This window comes from Promicromonospora noduliphila, assembly GCF_056951025.1.
Genome location: NZ_CM167806.1, coordinates 969,278 through 987,860 on the forward strand (window position 1 = coordinate 969,278; position 18,583 = coordinate 987,860).

An 18,583-nucleotide genomic window follows, 5' to 3' on the forward strand; every position below is an offset into this window, starting at 1 on the left:
CGACTTCGCCGCGTGCACAGCGATACGGCACGGTGAATGCCGCTGAGGAATACGTTGAGTGCCGGGCGCCCGCCAGTTTGGTGGCCTTCGCGCCGGCGGGTGCCCAGCACTCAACGAGCTTGTTCCGCCCAGGCGGGCGAGAGGCGCACGACGGCGCCGACCACGATCACCGCCGGCGGGCGAACCCCCACGGCGGCGGCGCGTTCGGCGATGGTCGCCAGCGTGCCGACCGTGACCCGCTGTCGAGGGCCGAAGCCGTCCTCGACGATGGCGGCCGGGGTGTCGGCGGGGCGGTCCCGCGTCACCAGGGCCTCGGCGGTGTCGGCCAGGTGGGTCACGCCCATGAGCAGCACGAGCGTGTGGTCGGGCCCGCCCGGTACGTCGGCGGCGCCGTCGTGCCCGGTCAGGACGCTGAAGCCGCGCGCGACGCCGCGGTGCGTCACCGGGATGCCAGCCGCCGCCGGCACCGAGACCGCCGACGTCACGCCGGGCACCACCTCGACCTCGATGCCCGCCACGCGGCAGGCCGCCAGCTCCTCGCCGCCGCGGCCGAGCACGTACGGGTCGCCGCCCTTGAGGCGCACGACGTCGCGCCCCGCCAGCGCGTGCTGGATCAGCAGCGCGTTGATCTCGTGCTGCGGCACCGGATGGTTGCCGCTGGTCTTGCCGACGTCGACGATCTCGACGTCGGGCGCGAGCTCCTCCAGCAGGGCGCGGGGGCCGAGCCGGTCGACGATCACAACGTCGGCCTGCGCCAGCACCGCGCGGCCGCGGGCGGTGATGAGGCCGGGGTCGCCGGGTCCGCCGCCGACGAGCCAGACGCGGCCGGGGGCTGACCGGGTCTGAGAACGGTGCCGCCGCAGCGGCAGCGCACCCGACTGGAGCTGTGCCGCCACCTCGTCCCGGATCGCCTGTGCACGGCGCGGGTCGCGGCCGGCGGTCACCGAGACGGTCACCTCGCCGCCGTCGGTCAACGGGGTGCGGGCTACCGCGGGGACCCACGCGCTGCCCACGCTCGCGTCGCCCGCGGTGACGCAGAAGATTCGGGCGCGCTCGGCGTCGTCGGCCACCTGCTGGTCCACCGCGGCGGAACCCGTGGCCGTGTGCACGAGCCAGGCGCCGTCGAGGTCGCCGGGCCGGTAGTCGCGGCGGACCCACTCCACCACGGCCGGGCTCGGGCCGTCCGTGGGCTCCGGGACCTCGGACGCGACGGGGATCCCGGACTCGGCGAGCACGGCGTGTGGCGCGACGACCCGCACACGCGCCCCCGCCTCGACGAGCGAGCGGACGCGCCGCGCGGCGACGGGCCCGCCACCAACGACAACGACGAGCCGTCCAGCAACCTTGAGCCCCAGCGGATAGATCTCGTGGCTCACGACACTGCCCTCCCCACGGTCACGGCAGAAAGGCCCGTTTCCAGCATGCGATTGCGCATGCTTCGCGGCCCGAAAGCATGCGCAATCACATGCTCGAAGCGGACCTCGCCGTTCTGGTCGCCGTCAGACATGGAGCCCGCACTCGTCCTTGTCGCGGCCCGCCCAGCGGCCCGACCGCGCGTCCTCCCCCGGCAAGGGCCGCGCGGTGCACGGCTCGCAGCCGACCGACGGGTAGCCGTCGGCGAGCAGCGGGTTCACGACCAGCCCGTGCCGCGCGGCGTACTCGGCCACCTCGTCGTCGGTCCACGCCGCGATCGGGTTGATCTTGACCACGCCGTTGCGCTCGTCCCAGCTCACGAGCGGCGCGTTGGCCCGCGCCGCCGTCTCGCTGCGCCGCACGCCCGTGGCCCAGGCCTCGTAGCCCTCCAGCGCCTTCTTCATGGGCGCCACCTTGCGCATCGCGCAGCACGCCTCGGGGTCGCGGTCGTGCAGCCGGGGCCCGTACTTGGCGTCCTGCTCCGCCACGGTCAGCTCCGGGCGGACGTCGATGATGTTCACGTCCAGCTCGATCTCGGCGGCGCCTCGCGTGCCCAGCGTCTCCGCGAAGTGGTACCCGGTGTCGCCGAACAGCACGTCCACGAACGGGAACTGCTCCGCGACCAGATGCGACAGCACGGTGTCCTGCATCGAGGAGGCCACGGCCATCCACGGCCCGAACTCCCGGACCGCCCACGCGATGACCGCATGGGCGTCCGCCTCGGGGTTCCCGGACGAGGCGTGGAGCTGCGCCTGCCCGCGCTCCACCACGGCGCGCAGTTCCTCCGGCGTCCGACGGCGGCGCCTGGCCCGGGCGAACGGACGCGCCTGGCGGATGCTCTCGCGGGCGGCGGCGCGGGCGCGCACGCGCGCGAGGCGCGGGTTCACGCCCGGGCCCGGCCCGGAGAGCGACAGAGAGGAGACGGGTGCCTCTTCGGTGGTCGTCATCGCAGGGCCTCCTCGTCGGCGCGGTGCGCCCACTGTGCGAACGTCTCGTCACCCTTGTGGTCGGCGTCGTACCGGCGCACGACGCGCTCGACGTAGTCGCCGATCCCGTCGGCGGTCACCTTGAGCCCGCGCACGGTGCGCCCGAGCCCGTCGTCGTCCCGGTCGGTCGACGTCAGACCGCCGCCGAGGTGCACCTGGAAACCGGGCACCTGGTTGCCGTCGTCGTCCCGCACGAGCTGGCCCTTGAGGCCGATGTCGGCCGTCTGGATGCGCGCGCACGAGTTGGCGCAGCCGTTGACGTGCAGGCTCAGCGGCCTGCGGTCCTTCCGGTCCCCGAGCCGCTCCTCGAGCTGTGCGATCGCCTGCGCCGCCGTTGCCTTGGTCTCGACGATCGCGAGCTTGCAGTACTCGATGCCGGTGCAGGCGATCGTGTTCCGGCGGAACGGGTTCGGCCGGGCCTTCAGGCCGAGCTCGGCCAGGCCGGCCACGAGCGGCTCCACCTGGTCCTGCGCGACGTCGAGCACGAGCACCTTCTGCTGCGGCGTCAGGCGGACGCGACGGCTGCCGTGCGCCTCGGCGAGGTCCGCGAGCCGCGCAAGGGTCTCGCCGGAGACCCGGCCTACCGTCGGTGCGGCGCCCACGTAGAACAGGCCGTCGTGCTGCTCGTGGACGCCCACGTGGTCGGAGCGGTCCTCCAGGCCCAGCTCGGCGGGCGTGGGCGGCGCGACGCCGTCGGGCAGCCTGCGGCCCAGGTACTCGTCCTCCAGGACCTTGCGGAACTTCTCGATGCCCCAGTCGGCGAGCAGGAACTTCAGGCGCGCCTTGTTGCGCACCCGGCGGTAGCCGTAGTCGCGGAAGATGCGGACCACGCCGTGCCAGACGTCGGGCGCCTCCTCGGCCGTGACGAACACGCCCAGCCGCTCCGCGAGGCGCGGCGCGGTCGAGAGGCCGCCGCCCACCCACACGTCGTAGCCGATCCCCAGCTCCGGGTGGTCGACGGCGACGAAGGAGATGTCGTTGATCTGGTGCACGACGTCGAGGCTCGGGTGGCCGGTGATCGCGGACTTGAACTTGCGCGGCAGGTTGGCCAGGGCCGGGTCCCCGATGAAGCGCTCCTGGATCTCCTCGATCACGGGCGTCGGGTCGATCAGCTCGTCCTTGGCGATGCCCGCCACGGGGCTGCCGAGGATCACGCGCGGGACGTCGCCGCAGGCCTCGGTGGTGCTCAGCCCCACGACTTCGAGACGGCGCCAGATCTCGGGGACCGACTCGACCTCGACCCAGTGGAGCTGGATGTTCTGCCGGTCGGTGAGGTCGGCGGAGCCGCGCCCGAACTCGGTGCTGATGCCCGCGATGGTGCGGAGCTGCTCGGTCGACAGCGCCCCGCCGTCGATCCGGACCCGCAGCATGAAGTACTCGTCCTCGAGCTCGTGCGGTTCGAGCAGGGCGGTCCGGCCGCCGTCGATCCCGGGCTTGCGCTGGGTGTACAGGCCCCACCAGCGGAACCGGCCGTGCAGGTCGTCGCCGGGGATCGAGCCGAAGCCCTCCTTGGCGTAGATCTGCTCGATGCGGTCGCGCACGGCCAGCGGGTCGGACTCCTGCTTGAACTCCTCGTTGTGGTTCAGCGGCGCGGTGCCGTCGACCTTCCACTGACCGTTCGGCCGTTGGCTGTTCGGCCGGGCGGTCCGCCTCGTCGCGGGCTTCGCGGGCGCGTTGTCCGACGGCGGGCTCTTGGGCGCTGCCGGTGTCTTGGGTGCCGTGGGTGTGCGGCGGGCGTCGGTGCCGGACGGGGTGGGAGCCGTGTTCACCATGTGGCGGGGTCCTGTTCGTGCGGGGCGCGCGGGCGTGGAGCTGGCTGGGGGAGTGGTGCGCGTCGTACGGGCAGGAGGCCGTTTCCCGGGGATGACCAGGGACTCAGCGCTGCGGGCCGGCGGCGCGCGCTGACCTTGCGGGGACGAGGGGCGCGTCAGAGCTGACAGCTGCGACAGCGGTCGCAGGCACACATGGTCATGTCGTACATCGGCATGGCATGCACGGGCATCGCGTGACGGGTGGTCACGGGGTGGATGCGCGCTGCCTTGGTCATGCCGAAGACCGTAACCCCGGCTCCTGGGGCGCGGAAGACCACGTCCACATAGTGGATATCTATTAGGTGCATCGATGTTGCCTATGTGTTTCCCTATCGATTCAGTGCGGAATCGGCGAGCGCGGATAAGATGCGGCCATGGAGTTCCTCTACAACGTCTTCGTGTTCCTGCACTTCGCGAGCTGGGCCCTCGTGTTCGGCGGGTCGATCGCGTCGATGCGCACGAAGGCCCTCTACAAGGGCGTCTCGCACGGTGCACTGGGCGCGCTCGTGGCGGGCGTGATCATGGTCGGCATCGCGGAGATGGCCGGGCCGTTCGGCGCGGAGCTGAACATGGCGAAGATCGGCGTCAAGCTGGTCATCTCGCTCGCCGTCGCGGTGCTGGCCGTGCTCGCCGTCCGCAAGGGTGAGGACGTCTCCTCGGGCCTCAAGGGCTCCGTGCTCGGCCTCACCTTGGTCAACATCCTGGTGGCCGTGTTCTGGAACTGATCATCGACCGCTAGGGTGCGGCCGTGAGCGTTCTGGGAGAAGTACTCGTCGGTGTGGCCATCCTCGCGGGACTGGTCGGCATCGTCGTCCAGGTGCTGCCTGGGGCCGTGCTCGTGCTGGGCGGCATCCTCGTGTGGGCGATCTTCACGGGCGGTGTCGAGGCGTGGGTCGTGTTCGGCATCGCCGCCGCCGCGATCGCCGTCGCCGAGGTGGCCCAATGGGTCCTGGCCGGGAAGCACATGCGCAAGGCCGAGGTGCCCTGGCTGACGCTCGCCGTGGGCGGCATCGCCGGCATCGTCGGCTTCTTCGTGGTGCCGGTGATCGGCCTGTTCCTGTTCTTCGTGGGCGCGATCTTCCTGCTCGAGTGGGCGCGCCGCCGCGACGTCTCGGAGGCGTGGGGCTCCACCAAGGCGGCCGTCCAGGCCACCCTGATCACCATCGGCGTGCAGCTCGTGGGCTCGCTGATCGCGGCGGGCGCCTGGGTGGTGGGCCTGTTCCTCACCTGATCGACGGGCCCGGCCGCGACGGCGCGGGCGGTCGACGGCGCGAAGCGGACCTCCTCCCGGGGCACTCAGCCGGCCCGGGGGTTACGGGGTCGGGAGGTCGAAGACCAGGAGGGTGCTTGATGCCGTCGCTACGATGGCGCCCGAACCGTCCCGCACCACGCCCTCGGTGAAGCCCACTCGGGAGCCGGCCTTGACCACCGTGCCCTCTGCGGTGAGCGGGCCGCCGTCGCCGCGGACGGCCTTGAGGTAGCTCACCTTGATCTCCATGGACGTGTAGCCCTTGCCCTGGGGCAGCACGGACTGGATGGCGCAGCCGCACACCGTGTCCAGGAGCGTGCACATGACGCCGCCGTGCACGGTGCCGATCGGGTTGTAGCAGGACTCGTCCGGGGTGGCCGTGAACGTGACCCGGCCCTCCTCGACCACGTGGATGTCGAGGCCGAAGTGGTCGGTGATCGGCGGCGGGGGGATGATGCCGTCCCGGATCTGGCGGAGGAACTCGATGCCGGACATCGTGGGCACCTGGGCCGCGATCTGCAGGGGCTCGTACCAGGTCAGCGGGCGGGTGCGCGGCTCGCCCCAGGCGCCGGGCGCCGCCGCGGCCGCGTTCCCAGGCGCTTCCGCGGCCTTCGCGGACGGCGCCGCCGCGGCGCTCGCAGACGGCTCCGCGGCCGCGTCGACGGGGGTGCTCGCCGGGGCGTCGGGCTGCTGTGTTTCGGACATGTTGGCAAGGGTAGTGTCCGGCTCATGCAGGCAGCCGACCTCTCCCTGATCCGCACCGTCTCCCGCCCCGCCGTCCACCCCGACGGCACCTGGGCGGTCGTGGCCGTGACCCGGCCCGACCTGGACGCCGATGCCGTCGTCGGGCAGCTCTGGCGGGTGCCCCTGGTCTCGACGGGTCCGACGGCCCCAACGACGCCGACCCCCTCGCCCGCTCCAGCCGGCCCGATCCCAACCGGCCCCACCCACGAGACCCCCCGCCGCCTCACCCGCGGCTTCCGTGACACCGAGCCCCGCCTGTCGCCCGACGGCGCCTCGGTCGCCTTCCTGCGCGCGCAGGCACAGGGCCCGGCGCAGCTCTGGGTGCTGCCCGTCGGCGGCGGCGAGGCCGTGCAGGTCACGGACCGCAAGCTGGGCGTGAGCGACTTCCGCTGGTCGCCCGACGGCAAGCGCCTCGCGTTCCTGAGCCGCGAGCCCGAGCCGGGCCGGTACGGCACGGTCGAGGGGATTCCGGCGGGCGCCGAGGGGCCGCGCCGCATCACCGGGTGGAGCTGGACGCGCAACGGCCTGGGCTACCACCGCGACCGCCCGCAGCACGTGTTCCTCGTCGACGTGCCCGGCGCCGACGACGAGCCTGTCGTCCAGCCCGCACCGACGTCGGAGGGCCCGGCCGACCCCCGCCCCACCGTGCCGGAACCGCGCAGGCTGACCACGGACGACGTCGACCACAACGGGATCGCCTTCACGCCCGACGGGGGTTCGGTCGCCGTCCTGACGGAGCGCGAGCAGGGCGCAGGGCAGCCGGCCCGGAACGCCGTGCGCGTGCTGCCGCTGGGCGCCGGCGCGGCCGGTGGCGGTTCGGAGGTCGAGCTCGGGACGCTCGCCCCGAGCGCGATCGCGTTCGGCGTGGGCGGCGAGCTGTACGTGCTCGCGCAGGACCTCGGCCCGGAGGGCAAGGACTTCGTGGCCCGCAACGCCGCGCTCTACGTCCTGTCCGCGTGGGCCGACCCCGCGCCCCGCCGTCTGACGGACCCGGAGACGCAGGGCGTCGTCGGCGAACCCCTCCCGCTGGCCGACGGCGGCGTGCTGCTCGCCCTCGAGAGCCGCGGCACCCAGCAGGTGGTCCGGGTCGGCGACGACGGGTCCACGACCCAGCTCACCAGCGGCGACGTGGTGGTCTCGGGCTTCGGCGTCGGGGGCGGGACGCTCGCCGTCGCTTACGGCGACCCGGGCAGCTACGGCGATATCGGGGTCGTGGACCTGGCCGGCGCGCAGGCGGCAGCGAGCACGGGAACTGCGGCGGGCGCGGGGACGGCGGCGGGCGGCGAGATCCCAGGAGGCCGCGCGCCTCGGCGCGTGACCGACTTCTCTGCACCGCTGCGCGCGACCGGCATCGTGACGCCGAAGGAGCTGACCGTCGCCGGACGCGACGGTTACCCCGTGCACGGCTGGGTCGCGGTGCCGGAGGGCACGGGCACGCACCCGACCCTCCTGATGATCCACGGCGGCCCCTACTCCTTCTACAGCGTCGGCCTGTTCGACGAGACGCAGGTGCTGGTCGACGCCGGGTACGCCGTCGTGTACTGCAACCCGCGCGGCTCCGCGAGCTACGGGCAGGCGCACGGCCGCGCCATCCGGCAGGCCATGGGCACGGTGGACCTGCACGACGTGCTCGACTTCCTGGACGGCGCGGTCGCCGCGGACGGGCGGCTGGACGGGTCCCGCGTGGGCGTGCTGGGCGGCTCGTACGGCGGGTACCTCACGGCCTGGACCATCGCGCACGACCACCGGTTCGCCGCCGCGATCGTGGAGCGCGGGTTCCTCGACCCGGACGTGTTCTTCGGGACCAGCGACATCGGCTCGTTCTTCGGCTCGGAGTACGTGGGCGACACGCCAGAGCAGGTCGCGGCGCAGTCGCCGCAGGCCGTCGCTGGCCAGGTGACGACGCCGACGCTCGTGCTGCACTCCGAGCTGGACCTGCGCTGCCCGCTGTCCCAGGCGGAGCGCTACTACTCGACGCTCAAGCGGCACGGCGTCGAGACGGAGCTCGTGGTCTTCCCCGGCGAGAACCACGAGCTGTCCCGGTCGGGGCGGCCGCGGCACCGGCAGCAGCGCTTCGAGGTGATCCTCGACTGGTGGCAGCGGCACCTGCCGGTCGGATGAGAGCATCGATGGCGTGCAGATCATCACCACCCCCCTCTCCGGCCTGTCCCCCGAGATCGCCTACGCGGTCTGGCAGCTCCGCCAGGACGTGTTCGTCGTCGAGCAGGACTGCCCGTACCACGACCTCGACGGTCGCGACCTGGAGCCGGCGACCGTGCAGGTCGTGATGCTCGGCCAGGCCGCACCAGATTCGGTGTCCGACGGCGGCACCCGCGTGCTCGGCACCGCGCGCGTGCTCGACGACGGCGACGTCTGGCGCATCGGCCGCGTCGCCCTGGTCAAGGGCGCACGGGGCAAGGGCCTGTCCGACGAGATCATGCGCGCCGCCCTGCGCCACATCGCCGCGGCGGGCGACGGCCGGGACGTCCTGCTCGACGCGCAGTCGCCGCTCACGGGCTGGTACGGCAAGCACGGCTTCGTGGCGGACGGCGAGGAGTTCCTGGAGGACGGCATCCCGCACACGCCGATGCGGCTGGTGCAGGCCTGAAAAAGCCTGGGCGCCGGGCGCCGTCGGGCATAGCGTCGGGGCCGTGACCGACGACGTGCGCAGCCCCGACCGCCCCCTCGACGACCCCGCCGACGGCGAGTTCCCCGAGAGCGTGGCCGCGGGCTACGACGGGCCGGGCGGCGCCAACGCCCCCGAGGTCGTGACACCCGCCGTCGACCTGCTGGAGGAGCTGGCCGGCGAGGGTCCCGTGCTGGAGCTCGCGGTGGGCACCGGCCGCATCGCGGCGCCGCTGGCCGCCCGGGGTGTCCAGGTGGGCGGTATCGAGCTCAGCAAGGCGATGGCCGCGCGGATCCCCGGGAAGCCGGGCGGCGAGGCCGTCGGCGTGACGATCGGCGACATGACCTCGACCCGGTTCGACGGGTTCGGCGACGCCGTGGTGCCGGGCGACTTCAGCCTCGCCTACCTGGTGTTCAACACGATCAGCAACGTCACGACGCAGGACGGGCAGGTCGACGTCTTCCGCAACGCCGCGGCGCACCTGCGGCCGGGCGGGCTGTTCCTCATCGAGGTGGGCGTGCCGGACCTGCGCCGCCTCCCGCCGGGGCAGGACACCGTCCCGTTCACGGTGGCGCCGGGTGCGGCGGGCGGCGGCTACGTGGGCTTCGACCGGTACGACGTCGCGACGCAGCTCTTCACGTCGAACCACGTGACCGTGCGGCCGGACGGCGCGGGCGAGTTCCGGGTGGTCCCGTTCCGGTACGCCTGGCCCGCCGAGATGGACCTCATGGCGCGTATCGCCGGGCTGCGGCTCCGGGACCGCTGGGCGGACTGGGACCGGTCGGCGTTCACCGCCGACTCGACCAAGCACGTGTCGGTCTGGGAGAAGCCCGCGACGGCCTAGTAGGCGACGGTCTAGTAGGCGACGGTCTAGTAGGCGCCGCGGCCCGAGACCACGGCGCGGGCCGTCTGGCCCAGGATGGCGAGGTCCTGCAGCGGCGTCCAGTTCTCGGCGTAGTAGACGTCGAGCCGGACCGCCTCCTCCCACGGCAGGTCGGACCGGCCGGAGACCTGCCACATCCCCGTCATGCCCGGCTTGACCAGGAGCCGGCGCCGCATGCGCTCCTCGTACTTCGCCACCTCGTGCGGCAGCGCCGGGCGCGGGCCCACGAGGCTCATGTGCCCGCACAGCACGTTGAAGAGCTGGGGCAGCTCGTCGAGCGAGTACCGGCGCAGCACGCGGCCCACCCGGGTGATGCGCGGGTCGGTGCGCATCTTGAACAGGGGGCCCGCCGCCTCGTTCCCTGCGGCCAGCGCCGTCACCTGCCGGTCGGCCCCCGTGTGCATGGTGCGGAACTTGACCATCCGGAAGATCTTGCCGCCGCGGCCCACCCGCTCGGACAGGTAGAACAGCGTGCCCCTGCTGGTGAGCTTCACGGCCAGCCCCACGCCGAGCAGCACCGGGAGGACGAGCAGCGTCAGCAGGGCCGCGAGCACCCAGTCCATCGCCTGTTTCACGCGGAACTTCGGGCCCTCGAACCGGGGCGCGGCCACGTGGAGCAGCGAGAGGCCCGGCGCGGGGGCCACGGTGATGCGCGGCACCGCGACGTCGGCCAGCTCGGCCGTGAGCATGAGGTCCACGCCCACCCGCTCGAGCTGCCAGCCGAGCCGGCGGACCACGTCGGTGGTGATCCGGTCGGACGCGCTCACGGCGACGGCGCTCGCGCGGACCAGGGCCGCCGCCTCGCCGACGCGGGACAGGTCGCCCAGCACGGGGACGCCCGCCACCTGGTCGCCGGCCACCGCGTCGCGCGGCGTCGTCCCGGACGGCGTCTCGCCGGGCGAGGTTCCGCCGTCCGCGGGTTCGTCGGACGGCAGGCAGGCACCCACCACGACGAAGCCCCGCTCGGGTGAGTCGTTGAGCAGGCGGACCACGCGCGCCGCCTGCTCGCGATGCCCGACCACCAGGACCGGCGTCATGCAGCCCTCACCGCGGCGCCGCATGCGCAGCACCCACTGCCGCCAGCCGTGCCGTGCCCCGATCAGTCCGGCCAACCCGAGCGGCAGCGCGACCGCCTGCGCGAGCACGTCGCGCACCTCGACGAACGTGGTGAGCCAGGCCGCCAGGGCGAGCAGGCTCACGGCCGTCCACGTGGCGTCCAGGACCCGCTGGTACTCGCCCGGGCCGTGGCCGACGACGCGCAGGTCGTACGAGCCGCGCAGCGTCAGCGCCGCGATCCAGACCGCGGCCACGACGCCGGGCAGCACCAGCGACCGGACGACGCCGGGCTGGCCCGACGACCCGAACATTCCGGCGGCGTCGAGCAGGTAGGCGACCACCGCGGCGCCGATCACGACAGCGGCGTCGGTGACCCGCAGCCGCGTGCGATATTGCCGCTGCCATTGCGGCTGGGCGAGTGTGGCGCGGATATCGTGAAATCCATGGGAAGGACGGCTTTTCGCCCGCACCTGCGCTGTTTCAGGTCGAGTTTCGAAACCGCCGCCTACCGTCTGGGTCGCCACGTCGAATCCCTTCTTCACACTGACAGATGACGAGTTTTGAGCGCACTCGGTCGAGGGCGCGACGGAGCGTCGCGTGGAGCCGTTCGGAAGTGGTCCAGGCTTTGTCGGAGGCGGGCTTCGGGGCGTTTCTCGTGCCCGGTTCTCGTAGCCTTTCCTCAGTTCAATGGTATGAGGAGCACAACATTCTGTCGTCCCGATAGAGACAGTTCACCCGAGGCTTCACCCGTTTCTGTGAAGGGGCTAAAAAATGCACGGAGGTGGGCGTTGGCTGTTTTTCATCCGACCCGTTACGTATGTGGAAAAGAAATAACGGAATTGCCGTCAACTGCGGTAAACAGTGCTCGGCGAAACCTCGCTCAGCGCGCCGTCGGCCTCGGTGAACTCGTCCCCGGTCGCCGGGCAGCGCCACGTGTCCGGGCCGGTGCGTTCGAGCGGTACGCCGGCGCGGCCCACCCACCGGATCCGCCGGGCGGGCACGCCGGCGACGAGGGCGAAGTCCGGCACGTCGGCGGTCACCACCGCGCCAGCGGCGACTGTGGCCCAGCGGCCGATCGTCACGGGTGCCACGCACACCGCCCGCGCCCCGATCGCGGCGCCGGTCCGGACCGTGACCCCGACGGCCTGCCAGTCGTCTGCGGTCTTGACGGTGCCGTCCGGGGTGACCGCCCGGGGGTACAGGTCGTTGGTCAGCACGGCCGCCGGGCCCACGAAGACGCCGTCCTCCAGCACGGCCGGTTCGTAGACGAGGGCGTAGTTCTGCAGCTTGCAGCCGTCGCCGACCAGCACGCCCGGCCCGACGTACGCGCCCCGTCCCACGGTGCAGTCGGCGCCGACGACGGCGTCCTCCCGCACCTGGGCGAGGTGCCAGATGGTGGTGCCGGCGCCGAGCGTCGCGCGCTCGTCGACGTCGGCCGACGCGATCACGCGCGCGGCGGTCCCGTTCGCGGTCATGGTGCCCCCTTGGTGGTCATGGTGGAGGTCAGTGTGCTCGGTCGCGGACGAAGGCGTGCAGGCTGCCGGCGGTCTCCAGCATCCCGCCGGTGAGCTCGTCGTCGTCGACGCTGATCGCGAACCGGTCCTCGAGCGCCGTGACGAGCTCCAGGACGGCCAGCGAGTCGAGCTCCGGCAGGGTGCCGAAGAGCGGCGTCGCCGCGTCGAACGTGCCCACGCGGTCCTCGATGCCGAGGGTCCTGCCGAGCACGTCGAGCACGTCGGCGAGCGTCACGTCGCTCGTCGTGCCGTCGGTCGCGGTGCCGTCGGTCGCGGTGCCGTCGGTCGCGGTGCCGTCGGTCGCGGTGCCGTCGATCGCGGTGCCGGCTGTCGCGGTGCCCGGCACCGCACCGGCCGGGCCGTCTGTCACGTCACTGCTCATCGTGTCTCCTTGTCGGTGCGGTCGGTCGGCCTCATACGAGCACCTCGGCGGGCGCCGGGTGGCTGAGGAACGCGGTGGGGCTGGCGGTCAGGCCGTAGGCCCCCGCCTGGAGCACCACCACGAGGTCGTCGGGTTCGGCGCGGGGCAGCGGGACGTCGTCGGCCAGCAGGTCGAGGGGCGTGCACAGGCAGCCGACGACGGTCGCCTGCTCCAGCTCGCGTGCGTGCTCGCCGTCGCGCGCCGCCAGGCGGTCGACGGCGTGCTGGGCGGGCGCCTGCTGGAGCAGCCCTGATGGGGCGGACGCCCGCTGCACCAGCACCGGATAGTTGCGCCGGATCACCTGCCCGAGGTTCCCGGACGCGGCGAGCTGGTGGTGCATGCCGCCGTCGACCACCAGGTAGGTGCGCCCGCGGGAGACCTTGCGGTCGATGACGCGGGTCACGTAGTAGCCGGCCTCGCCCACGAGGTACCGGCCCAGCTCGAGGTGGACGTCGGCGTCGGGCAGCGCGGGCGCGATCCGCTCCTCGACCACGGCCGTGAGGCTCTCGCCCACGCGGGCGAGGTCGACGGGCCGGTCGTTCGGGAAGTACGGGATGCCCAGGCCGCCGCCCAGGTTCACGTAGCGCACGGGTCCCGGCGCGTGCTCGGCGAGCGCGACGATCAGGTCGGCCGTGGCGCGCTGGGCGTCGGCGATCCGCTCGGCGGAGAGGTTCTGCGACCCGGCGAAGACGTGGAACCCGGTCAGGTCCACGCCCGTCGTCCGCAGGTAGCCGATCAGGTCGGGGACCTGCTCGGCGTCGACGCCGAACTGCTGCGGGCCGCCGGACATGCGCATCCCCGAGCCGCGCACCGCGAAGTCCGGGTTGACGCGGATCGCCACGCGCGGGACGACGCCGAGCGCCTCACCGGCGGCGACGACCCGGCGGGCCTCGGTCTCCGACTCCAGCTCGATCAGCACGCCCGCCGCGACGGCCGAGCGGATCTCCTCCGGCGTCTTGCCGGGGCCGGCGAAGCTCACGTGCCGCGGGTCGGTGCCGGTGTCCAGGGCGGTGTGCATCTCGTGCGCCGAGGCGACGTCGAGCGCGTCCACCAGTCCGGCGAGGTGCTGCACGACGGCGGGCATCGGGTTGGCCTTGACGGCGTACCCGAGGCGCACCCTGCTACCGAACGCCGCGCGGACCTCGCCGACCCGGTCGGTGATGCGCTGCCGGTCGTAGGCGAAGAACGGCGTGGACCCGACGCGCGCGGCCAGGCGCGTCAGGGGCACCCCGCCGACGACGAGCTCGTCGCCCGCCATCGGGAGCGCCGCGACGGCCGGGTGCGGGGCGACGGCGTCCGCGGAGCGGCGGTCCGTCGCGGTTGCGTCGGGCGCGTCCGTGGCGGGTACGGCGGGTACGACGGCGTCCGTCGGGGCCGTGCCCGTCGTCGCCGTCATGCGGAGACCCCAGCCGTGACCTGCTCCCGGACCGCTACGCGGTCCAGCTTGCCGTTGGGGTTGCGGGGCAGTGCGGCGACCACGCGGACCTCCGCCGGCAGCATGAACGTGGGGAGCGACTGGCGCATCTCCTTGAGCAGGCGGTCGGTGTCGACCAGCCGGTCCGTGCCGGCCGGCCGGTCGCCGTCGGCCTCCTCGGGCGCCACGGCCACGAGCACGATGCGCTGGCCCAGGCGGGCGTCCGGCACGCCGAGCGCGACGGCCTCGCGGACCAGGCCCGTGCCGAGGGCGGCCTCCTCGACCTCGGTGGGGCTCACGCGGTAGCCCGACGTCTTGATCATCTCGTCCGCGCGCCCCACGAAGTAGAGGTACCCGTCGGCGTCGCGCACCACGGTGTCGCCCGACCACACGGCCGGCTCGGGGACGGCGCGCCAGGGCTCGTCGTACCCGGGCACGGGGCGGAACCGCGCCGCCGTCCGCTCCGGGTCGTCCCAGTAGCCGAGCGCCACGAGGCTGCCGCGGTGCACCAGCTCGCCCGGCTCGTCGTCGGCGCAGGGTGTGCCGTCCGGGCGGAGCACCAGGACCTCGGCGTTGGGGATGGCCCGGCCGATCGAGTCGGGCCGCTCGTCGACCTGCGCGGGGTCGAGGTAGGTGGAGCGGAACGCCTCGGTGAGCCCGTACATCAGGTACGGCGCCGCGGTGGGGAACAGGTCGCGCAGCTCGCCGAGGAGCGTGCGGGACATGCGGCCGCCGGTGTTGGCGAAGTACCGCAGCGCGTGCCGCGCGCGCGGCGGCCAGTCCACCGACGCGAGCTGCGTCCACAGGGGCGGCACGCCCGTGATCCCGGTGACGCCGTACTTCTCGCACGTCGCGGCGACGTCGCGGGGGAGCAGGTAGTCGAGCAGCACGGCGTGCGCGCCGACGGCGAAGGCGGTGGTGAGCTGGCTGAGGCCCGCGTCGAAGCTCAGGGGCAGCACGGCCAGGAGCACGTCGTCGGCGGTGTTGTGCAGGTAGCCGGAGACGCTGGTCGCGCCGACGACGAGGTTGCGGTGCGACAGCACGACGCCCTTGGGTGATCCCGTGCTGCCGGACGTGTACAGGATCGCCGCGATGTCGGTGTCGGGGCCGGGCTGGGTCTCGGCCTCGGTGGTCGCGTCGTGGGCGAGCGGGTCGCCGTCGAGCGGGTTTGCCGGCGCGTCGGAGGCCGATGTCCAGCGGGACACCGTCACGCCGGGCAGGTCGTCGGCCGCGCCGTCCGGCAGGTCCGCGGGCTGGTCCACGAGCAGCACGGTGGTCAGCCCGGTGTCGCCCAGGTGGTCGCGGACGGCGGCCAGCCGGCCGGGCGACGTGACCAGCGCCCGGGCGCCCGAGTCGCGCACGACGTGCGCCACCTGCTTGCCCTTGAGCAGCGGGTTGACGGGCACGAACACACCGCCGGCCACCGAGGTGCCCCACAGCGCCGCCACCGTCTCGAACCGCTTCTCGAGGTAGACCGCCACCCGGTCGTGCCTGCCCACGCCGAGCCCGGCGAGGTGCGCCCCGGCCTGCCGCACGGCGTGCCACAGCTCCGCGTACGTCAGGGTCGCGTCACGGGCGGAGAGCGCCGGGGCGTCGGGCCGCAGGCGCGCCTGTCGTTCCAGAAACTGGTGGATGGCGGTTGTCACGAGGATCACCGTAGGCGTGGGCCGTCATTTACGGCAGGGTAAGTCGAGGGTGAATAAGGCCCACAAGCGGGTGAACCACGAAGAGGTGAAAAGACGCTGCCATAGCGGGGTGCGCGGTGCCGTGTCAATGGTTCGTATCAGGGGTGTGAGGTGAATTCCTGCGGCTCGGCCGAAAGTCATCCACGCCCTACGGCGAATGGCATAGTGAATTGCGCCCCAGGATGGTGATTTCACCTCTCGGCGCGCTTTTCACCACGGCACCTGGGTCAGCTCGCTGTACAGGTAGCTGACCGACTCGGGCGGCCGGCCGGTCCGGCTGAGGTACATCGTGGGGCGCTGTGCGGAGAGCGGGACGGAGTGCCACGGCCGGGGGCCGCTGACGCGGTGCTGCGTAAGGGTGAACGGCAGCCCGTGGGCGAGCAGGATGTGCCGGTACACCGCCGGCGCCGCGGCGCGGAACACCTCGCGGTCGCTCACGTGGAGCACGGACGCGAACAGGCGCAGCCCCTTGCGCCGCACCGCGCGGAACACCACCCAGCACGGTCTCCCGTCGACGACGGCCACGACGTGCCGGGCCGCGGCGGAGTCCGCGTGGTCGCGGTACGCGGCGAGGTCGGCGCCGGTGAGCGTGGCCTCGATGTCGGCCCGTGCGCTGATCAGCCGCACCGTCGACCGCGCGGGCAGGGGGAGGTTGACCACGAGCGCGCCCGCCGTGTCCAGGCGCGTGAAGCCGAGCCGCTCGTTCAGGGGGACCACGGTGCCGCTCGGGGAGAGGTCGGTCAGCTCGCGGTCCCGCTGGGCGAGCATCGCGCGCAGCAGGCGCAGCGAGTGGTGGCGGAACTCGTCCAGCACGCACCACGCCGCGAGGTTGCACACCGCGCGGCGCGGGCCCGGGCCGCCGGCGTCGGAGGCATCGGGAGCCTCGGAGTAGAGCCCCGCGTACACGCCCACCACCAGGCCCTCGGACTCGAGCAGGAACCCGTGGTCGGGGTGGCTCGTGGCCCACGTGGGGCGCAGGGACCGCGCCCACTGCTCGGGCGTGAGGGTGTTGTTCAGGTGCACGCTGAGGAATTCGCCCACGCGGGGCAGGTCGCCCGTCGTGATCGGGGCGAGCGTAGCTCCTCTCGAATCTTCCACACCGGCGAGTATGGCCCCAGGAATGCGCGGCAAGAGGTGGCGTGGCGGGTGAAAGGCGCCGCCCGGACGGTTTTCATCCGTTGCATCTCATCCGTGATTTCCCCGCGGCGCCACGGTATGCATTTCTCACCCGGGTACTCACCCGCTCGTGGGGTGCCGCTGGAATGCCCGACACGCCACCATCGGGTCATGGTCTCAGGCGAACGGGTCGGGCACGCGCGCGTGCGGAGCGTGCTGCTGGTCGCACCCGCGTGCGACGGGAACGACGTCGGCGAGTCCTGGCTCGCCTACCAGTGGGCGCACCTGCTGTCGCAGCGCTTCCGCGTGACGCTCCTCTCGACGTACAAGCGGGGCCACGTGCCGCCGTCGCAGCAGCTCCCCGACACGAACGTCGTGGAGTGGCCGGAGCCGCCGCTCGTGCACCGGGCGGAACGCCTGAACAGCCTGCTCCAGCCGGCGTACGTGCCGTTCTGGTCCCGCGCCCGGCGCTATGTCCGATGGCGGCTCGCGGCGGGTGAGCGGTTCGACGTGGCACATCAGGCGACGCCGGTGGCGCTGCGCTATCCGTCGCCCGTCGTCGGCCTGGGGCTGCCCCTGGTGGTCGGCCCGGTGGGCGGCAGCCTGACGTCCCCGCCCGCGTTCGTCGGCGAGGAGGGGGCCACCCCGTGGTACCAGCGGCTGCGGCGCCTGGACGGGTTCCGGCTGCGGCACGACCCGCTCCTGCGCTCGACCTACGAGTCCGCGGACTGCGTGGTGGGCATCGCGCCGTACGTGCGTGAGCTGCTCTGCGACCTCACGCTGCGCCGGTACGAGACGCTCAGCGACGTGGCGGTGCACGGCGTCCGGCCGGAGGTGGACCGCACGGGCCGTTCGGGTCCGGTGCGGCTGCTGCACGTCGGCCGCCTGGTGCGCACCAAGGGGGCGCGTGACGCGATCCGCGCCATGGCACGGTTGCGTGACCTGCCGGTGGTGCTCGACCTCGTCGGCGACGGCAACGACCGCCAGGCGTGCGAGGACCTGGTGCGTGAGCTGGACCTGACCGACCGTGTGACCGTGCACGGTGCCGTGCCCCGTGCGGAGGTCGACCGGTTCTACGAGCGCGCCGACGTCTTCGTCTTCCCGAGCTACCGGGAGCCGGGCGGCGCCGTGGTCCTGGAGGCGATGGCGTACGGGCTGCCGTTGGTCGTGTGCGACCGCGGCGGGCCGGGCGCGAACGTTTCCGACGCGTGCGCCGTGCGGGTGCCCGCCGAGTCGCCGGAGCAGCTCGCACGGGACGTGGCGGCGGCGGTCCGGCCGCTGGCCACCGACGCGGGCCTGCGGCGGCGGATGGGGCGCGCGGCCCGCGAGCATGTGGCGGCCACCCACCTGTGGGACCGCCGGATCGACCGGATGGCCGACCTCTACGAGGAGGTCGCGGCGCGGCATCCCGCCGTCGAGCGGAGGTGAGCGGATGAGCGAACCGGATGGGCGTGCCAGGATGGATCGCATGGGTTCTCCGTCCTGGCGGACGGCGCTCCGGTGGCTCGTCGGCGCGCTGCTCACCGCTGGGCTCACCACGCTTGCCGCGGCGCCTCCGGGCAGGCTCCTGGGCGGGCCGGAGGCGTCTGATCCGGCTGCGTCCGAGCTTTCTGCGTCCGATTCCGGTGCGCCTGATTCTGCTGCGCCTGATTCGTCTCCGTCCGA

General features: G+C 73.1%; 16 protein-coding genes. 6 read left to right on the forward strand and 10 right to left on the reverse strand.

What is annotated here, in order from left to right; translation table 11 throughout:
* Positions 1–110: 110 nt before the first annotated feature.
* The 3 genes from cobA to AC0QU1_RS04240 form a co-directional block, all read right to left on the reverse strand.
* The gene (gene cobA, locus AC0QU1_RS04230) at positions 111–1,376 is read right to left on the reverse strand and encodes a uroporphyrinogen-III C-methyltransferase (RefSeq protein ID WP_483574599.1); all 1,266 of its coding nucleotides are present in this window, start codon (positions 1,374–1,376) and stop codon (positions 111–113) included.
* Between the two features lie 123 nt (positions 1,377–1,499).
* Positions 1,500–2,360 carry a phosphoadenylyl-sulfate reductase gene (locus AC0QU1_RS04235; protein ID WP_483574601.1) on the reverse strand — a complete coding sequence of 287 codons (861 nt, stop codon included), beginning with the start codon at positions 2,358–2,360 and terminating at the stop codon, positions 1,500–1,502.
* Positions 2,357–4,171, reverse strand: coding sequence for a nitrite/sulfite reductase (locus tag AC0QU1_RS04240; RefSeq protein WP_483574602.1), 1,815 nt, complete (start codon positions 4,169–4,171; stop codon positions 2,357–2,359). Before AC0QU1_RS04240 ends, AC0QU1_RS04235 begins: the two co-directional genes overlap by 4 nt.
* 413 nt (positions 4,172–4,584) lie before the next feature.
* Between AC0QU1_RS04240 and AC0QU1_RS04245 the strand changes: the two genes are divergently transcribed.
* Together AC0QU1_RS04245 and AC0QU1_RS04250 are read left to right on the forward strand one after the other, a co-directional pair.
* Positions 4,585–4,935 carry a hypothetical protein gene (locus AC0QU1_RS04245; RefSeq protein WP_483574604.1) on the forward strand — a complete coding sequence of 117 codons (351 nt, stop codon included), beginning with the start codon at positions 4,585–4,587 and terminating at the stop codon, positions 4,933–4,935.
* A 23-nt stretch (positions 4,936–4,958) separates the two neighbouring features.
* A complete protein-coding gene (locus tag AC0QU1_RS04250) occupies positions 4,959–5,441 on the forward strand; it encodes a DUF456 domain-containing protein (protein ID WP_483574605.1) in 483 nt (160 codons plus the stop codon).
* Between the two features lie 81 nt (positions 5,442–5,522).
* Here the strand turns inward: AC0QU1_RS04250 and AC0QU1_RS04255 are convergent, their stop codons facing one another.
* A complete protein-coding gene (locus AC0QU1_RS04255; RefSeq protein WP_483574606.1) occupies positions 5,523–6,164 on the reverse strand; it encodes a PaaI family thioesterase in 642 nt (213 codons plus the stop codon).
* A gap of 24 nt (positions 6,165–6,188) precedes the next feature.
* Between AC0QU1_RS04255 and AC0QU1_RS04260 the strand changes: the two genes are divergently transcribed.
* The 3 genes from AC0QU1_RS04260 to AC0QU1_RS04270 are packed head-to-tail and all read left to right on the forward strand — an operon-like array spanning position 6,189 to position 9,673.
* A complete protein-coding gene (locus tag AC0QU1_RS04260; RefSeq protein WP_483574607.1) occupies positions 6,189–8,324 on the forward strand; it encodes a S9 family peptidase in 2,136 nt (711 codons plus the stop codon).
* Between the two features lie 13 nt (positions 8,325–8,337).
* On the forward strand, positions 8,338–8,811 hold the full coding sequence (locus AC0QU1_RS04265) for a GNAT family N-acetyltransferase (protein WP_483574609.1): 474 nt from the start codon (positions 8,338–8,340) through the stop codon (positions 8,809–8,811).
* 43 nt (positions 8,812–8,854) lie between these two features.
* The gene (locus AC0QU1_RS04270) at positions 8,855–9,673 is read left to right on the forward strand and encodes a methyltransferase domain-containing protein (RefSeq protein WP_483574610.1); all 819 of its coding nucleotides are present in this window, start codon (positions 8,855–8,857) and stop codon (positions 9,671–9,673) included.
* A 26-nt stretch (positions 9,674–9,699) separates the two neighbouring features.
* Here the strand turns inward: AC0QU1_RS04270 and AC0QU1_RS04275 are convergent, their stop codons facing one another.
* From AC0QU1_RS04275 to AC0QU1_RS04300, 6 genes are all read right to left on the reverse strand, one after another.
* On the reverse strand, positions 9,700–11,124 hold the full coding sequence (locus tag AC0QU1_RS04275; protein ID WP_483574611.1) for a sugar transferase: 1,425 nt from the start codon (positions 11,122–11,124) through the stop codon (positions 9,700–9,702).
* A gap of 489 nt (positions 11,125–11,613) precedes the next feature.
* A complete protein-coding gene (locus AC0QU1_RS04280; protein ID WP_483574612.1) occupies positions 11,614–12,243 on the reverse strand; it encodes an acyltransferase in 630 nt (209 codons plus the stop codon).
* 28 nt (positions 12,244–12,271) lie between these two features.
* The gene (locus AC0QU1_RS04285) at positions 12,272–12,664 is read right to left on the reverse strand and encodes an acyl carrier protein (RefSeq protein WP_483574613.1); all 393 of its coding nucleotides are present in this window, start codon (positions 12,662–12,664) and stop codon (positions 12,272–12,274) included.
* A gap of 31 nt (positions 12,665–12,695) precedes the next feature.
* Complete coding sequence (locus AC0QU1_RS04290; protein WP_483574614.1) at positions 12,696–14,099, reverse strand: alanine racemase; 1,404 nt, start codon at positions 14,097–14,099, stop codon at positions 12,696–12,698.
* Complete coding sequence (locus tag AC0QU1_RS04295) at positions 14,096–15,763, reverse strand: acyl-CoA ligase (AMP-forming), exosortase A system-associated (protein ID WP_483574616.1); 1,668 nt, start codon at positions 15,761–15,763, stop codon at positions 14,096–14,098. Before AC0QU1_RS04295 ends, AC0QU1_RS04290 begins: the two co-directional genes overlap by 4 nt.
* A gap of 249 nt (positions 15,764–16,012) precedes the next feature.
* Positions 16,013–16,900: a hypothetical protein gene (locus AC0QU1_RS04300; protein ID WP_483574617.1), complete on the reverse strand. Its 888-nt coding sequence runs from the start codon at positions 16,898–16,900 to the stop codon at positions 16,013–16,015.
* Between the two features lie 189 nt (positions 16,901–17,089).
* On the opposite strand from AC0QU1_RS04300, the gene AC0QU1_RS04305 reads away from it, so the two are divergent.
* Positions 17,090–18,346, forward strand: a complete 1,257-nt coding sequence (locus tag AC0QU1_RS04305; protein WP_483574619.1) for a glycosyltransferase — start codon at positions 17,090–17,092, stop codon at positions 18,344–18,346.
* Positions 18,347–18,583 lie beyond the last annotated feature (237 nt).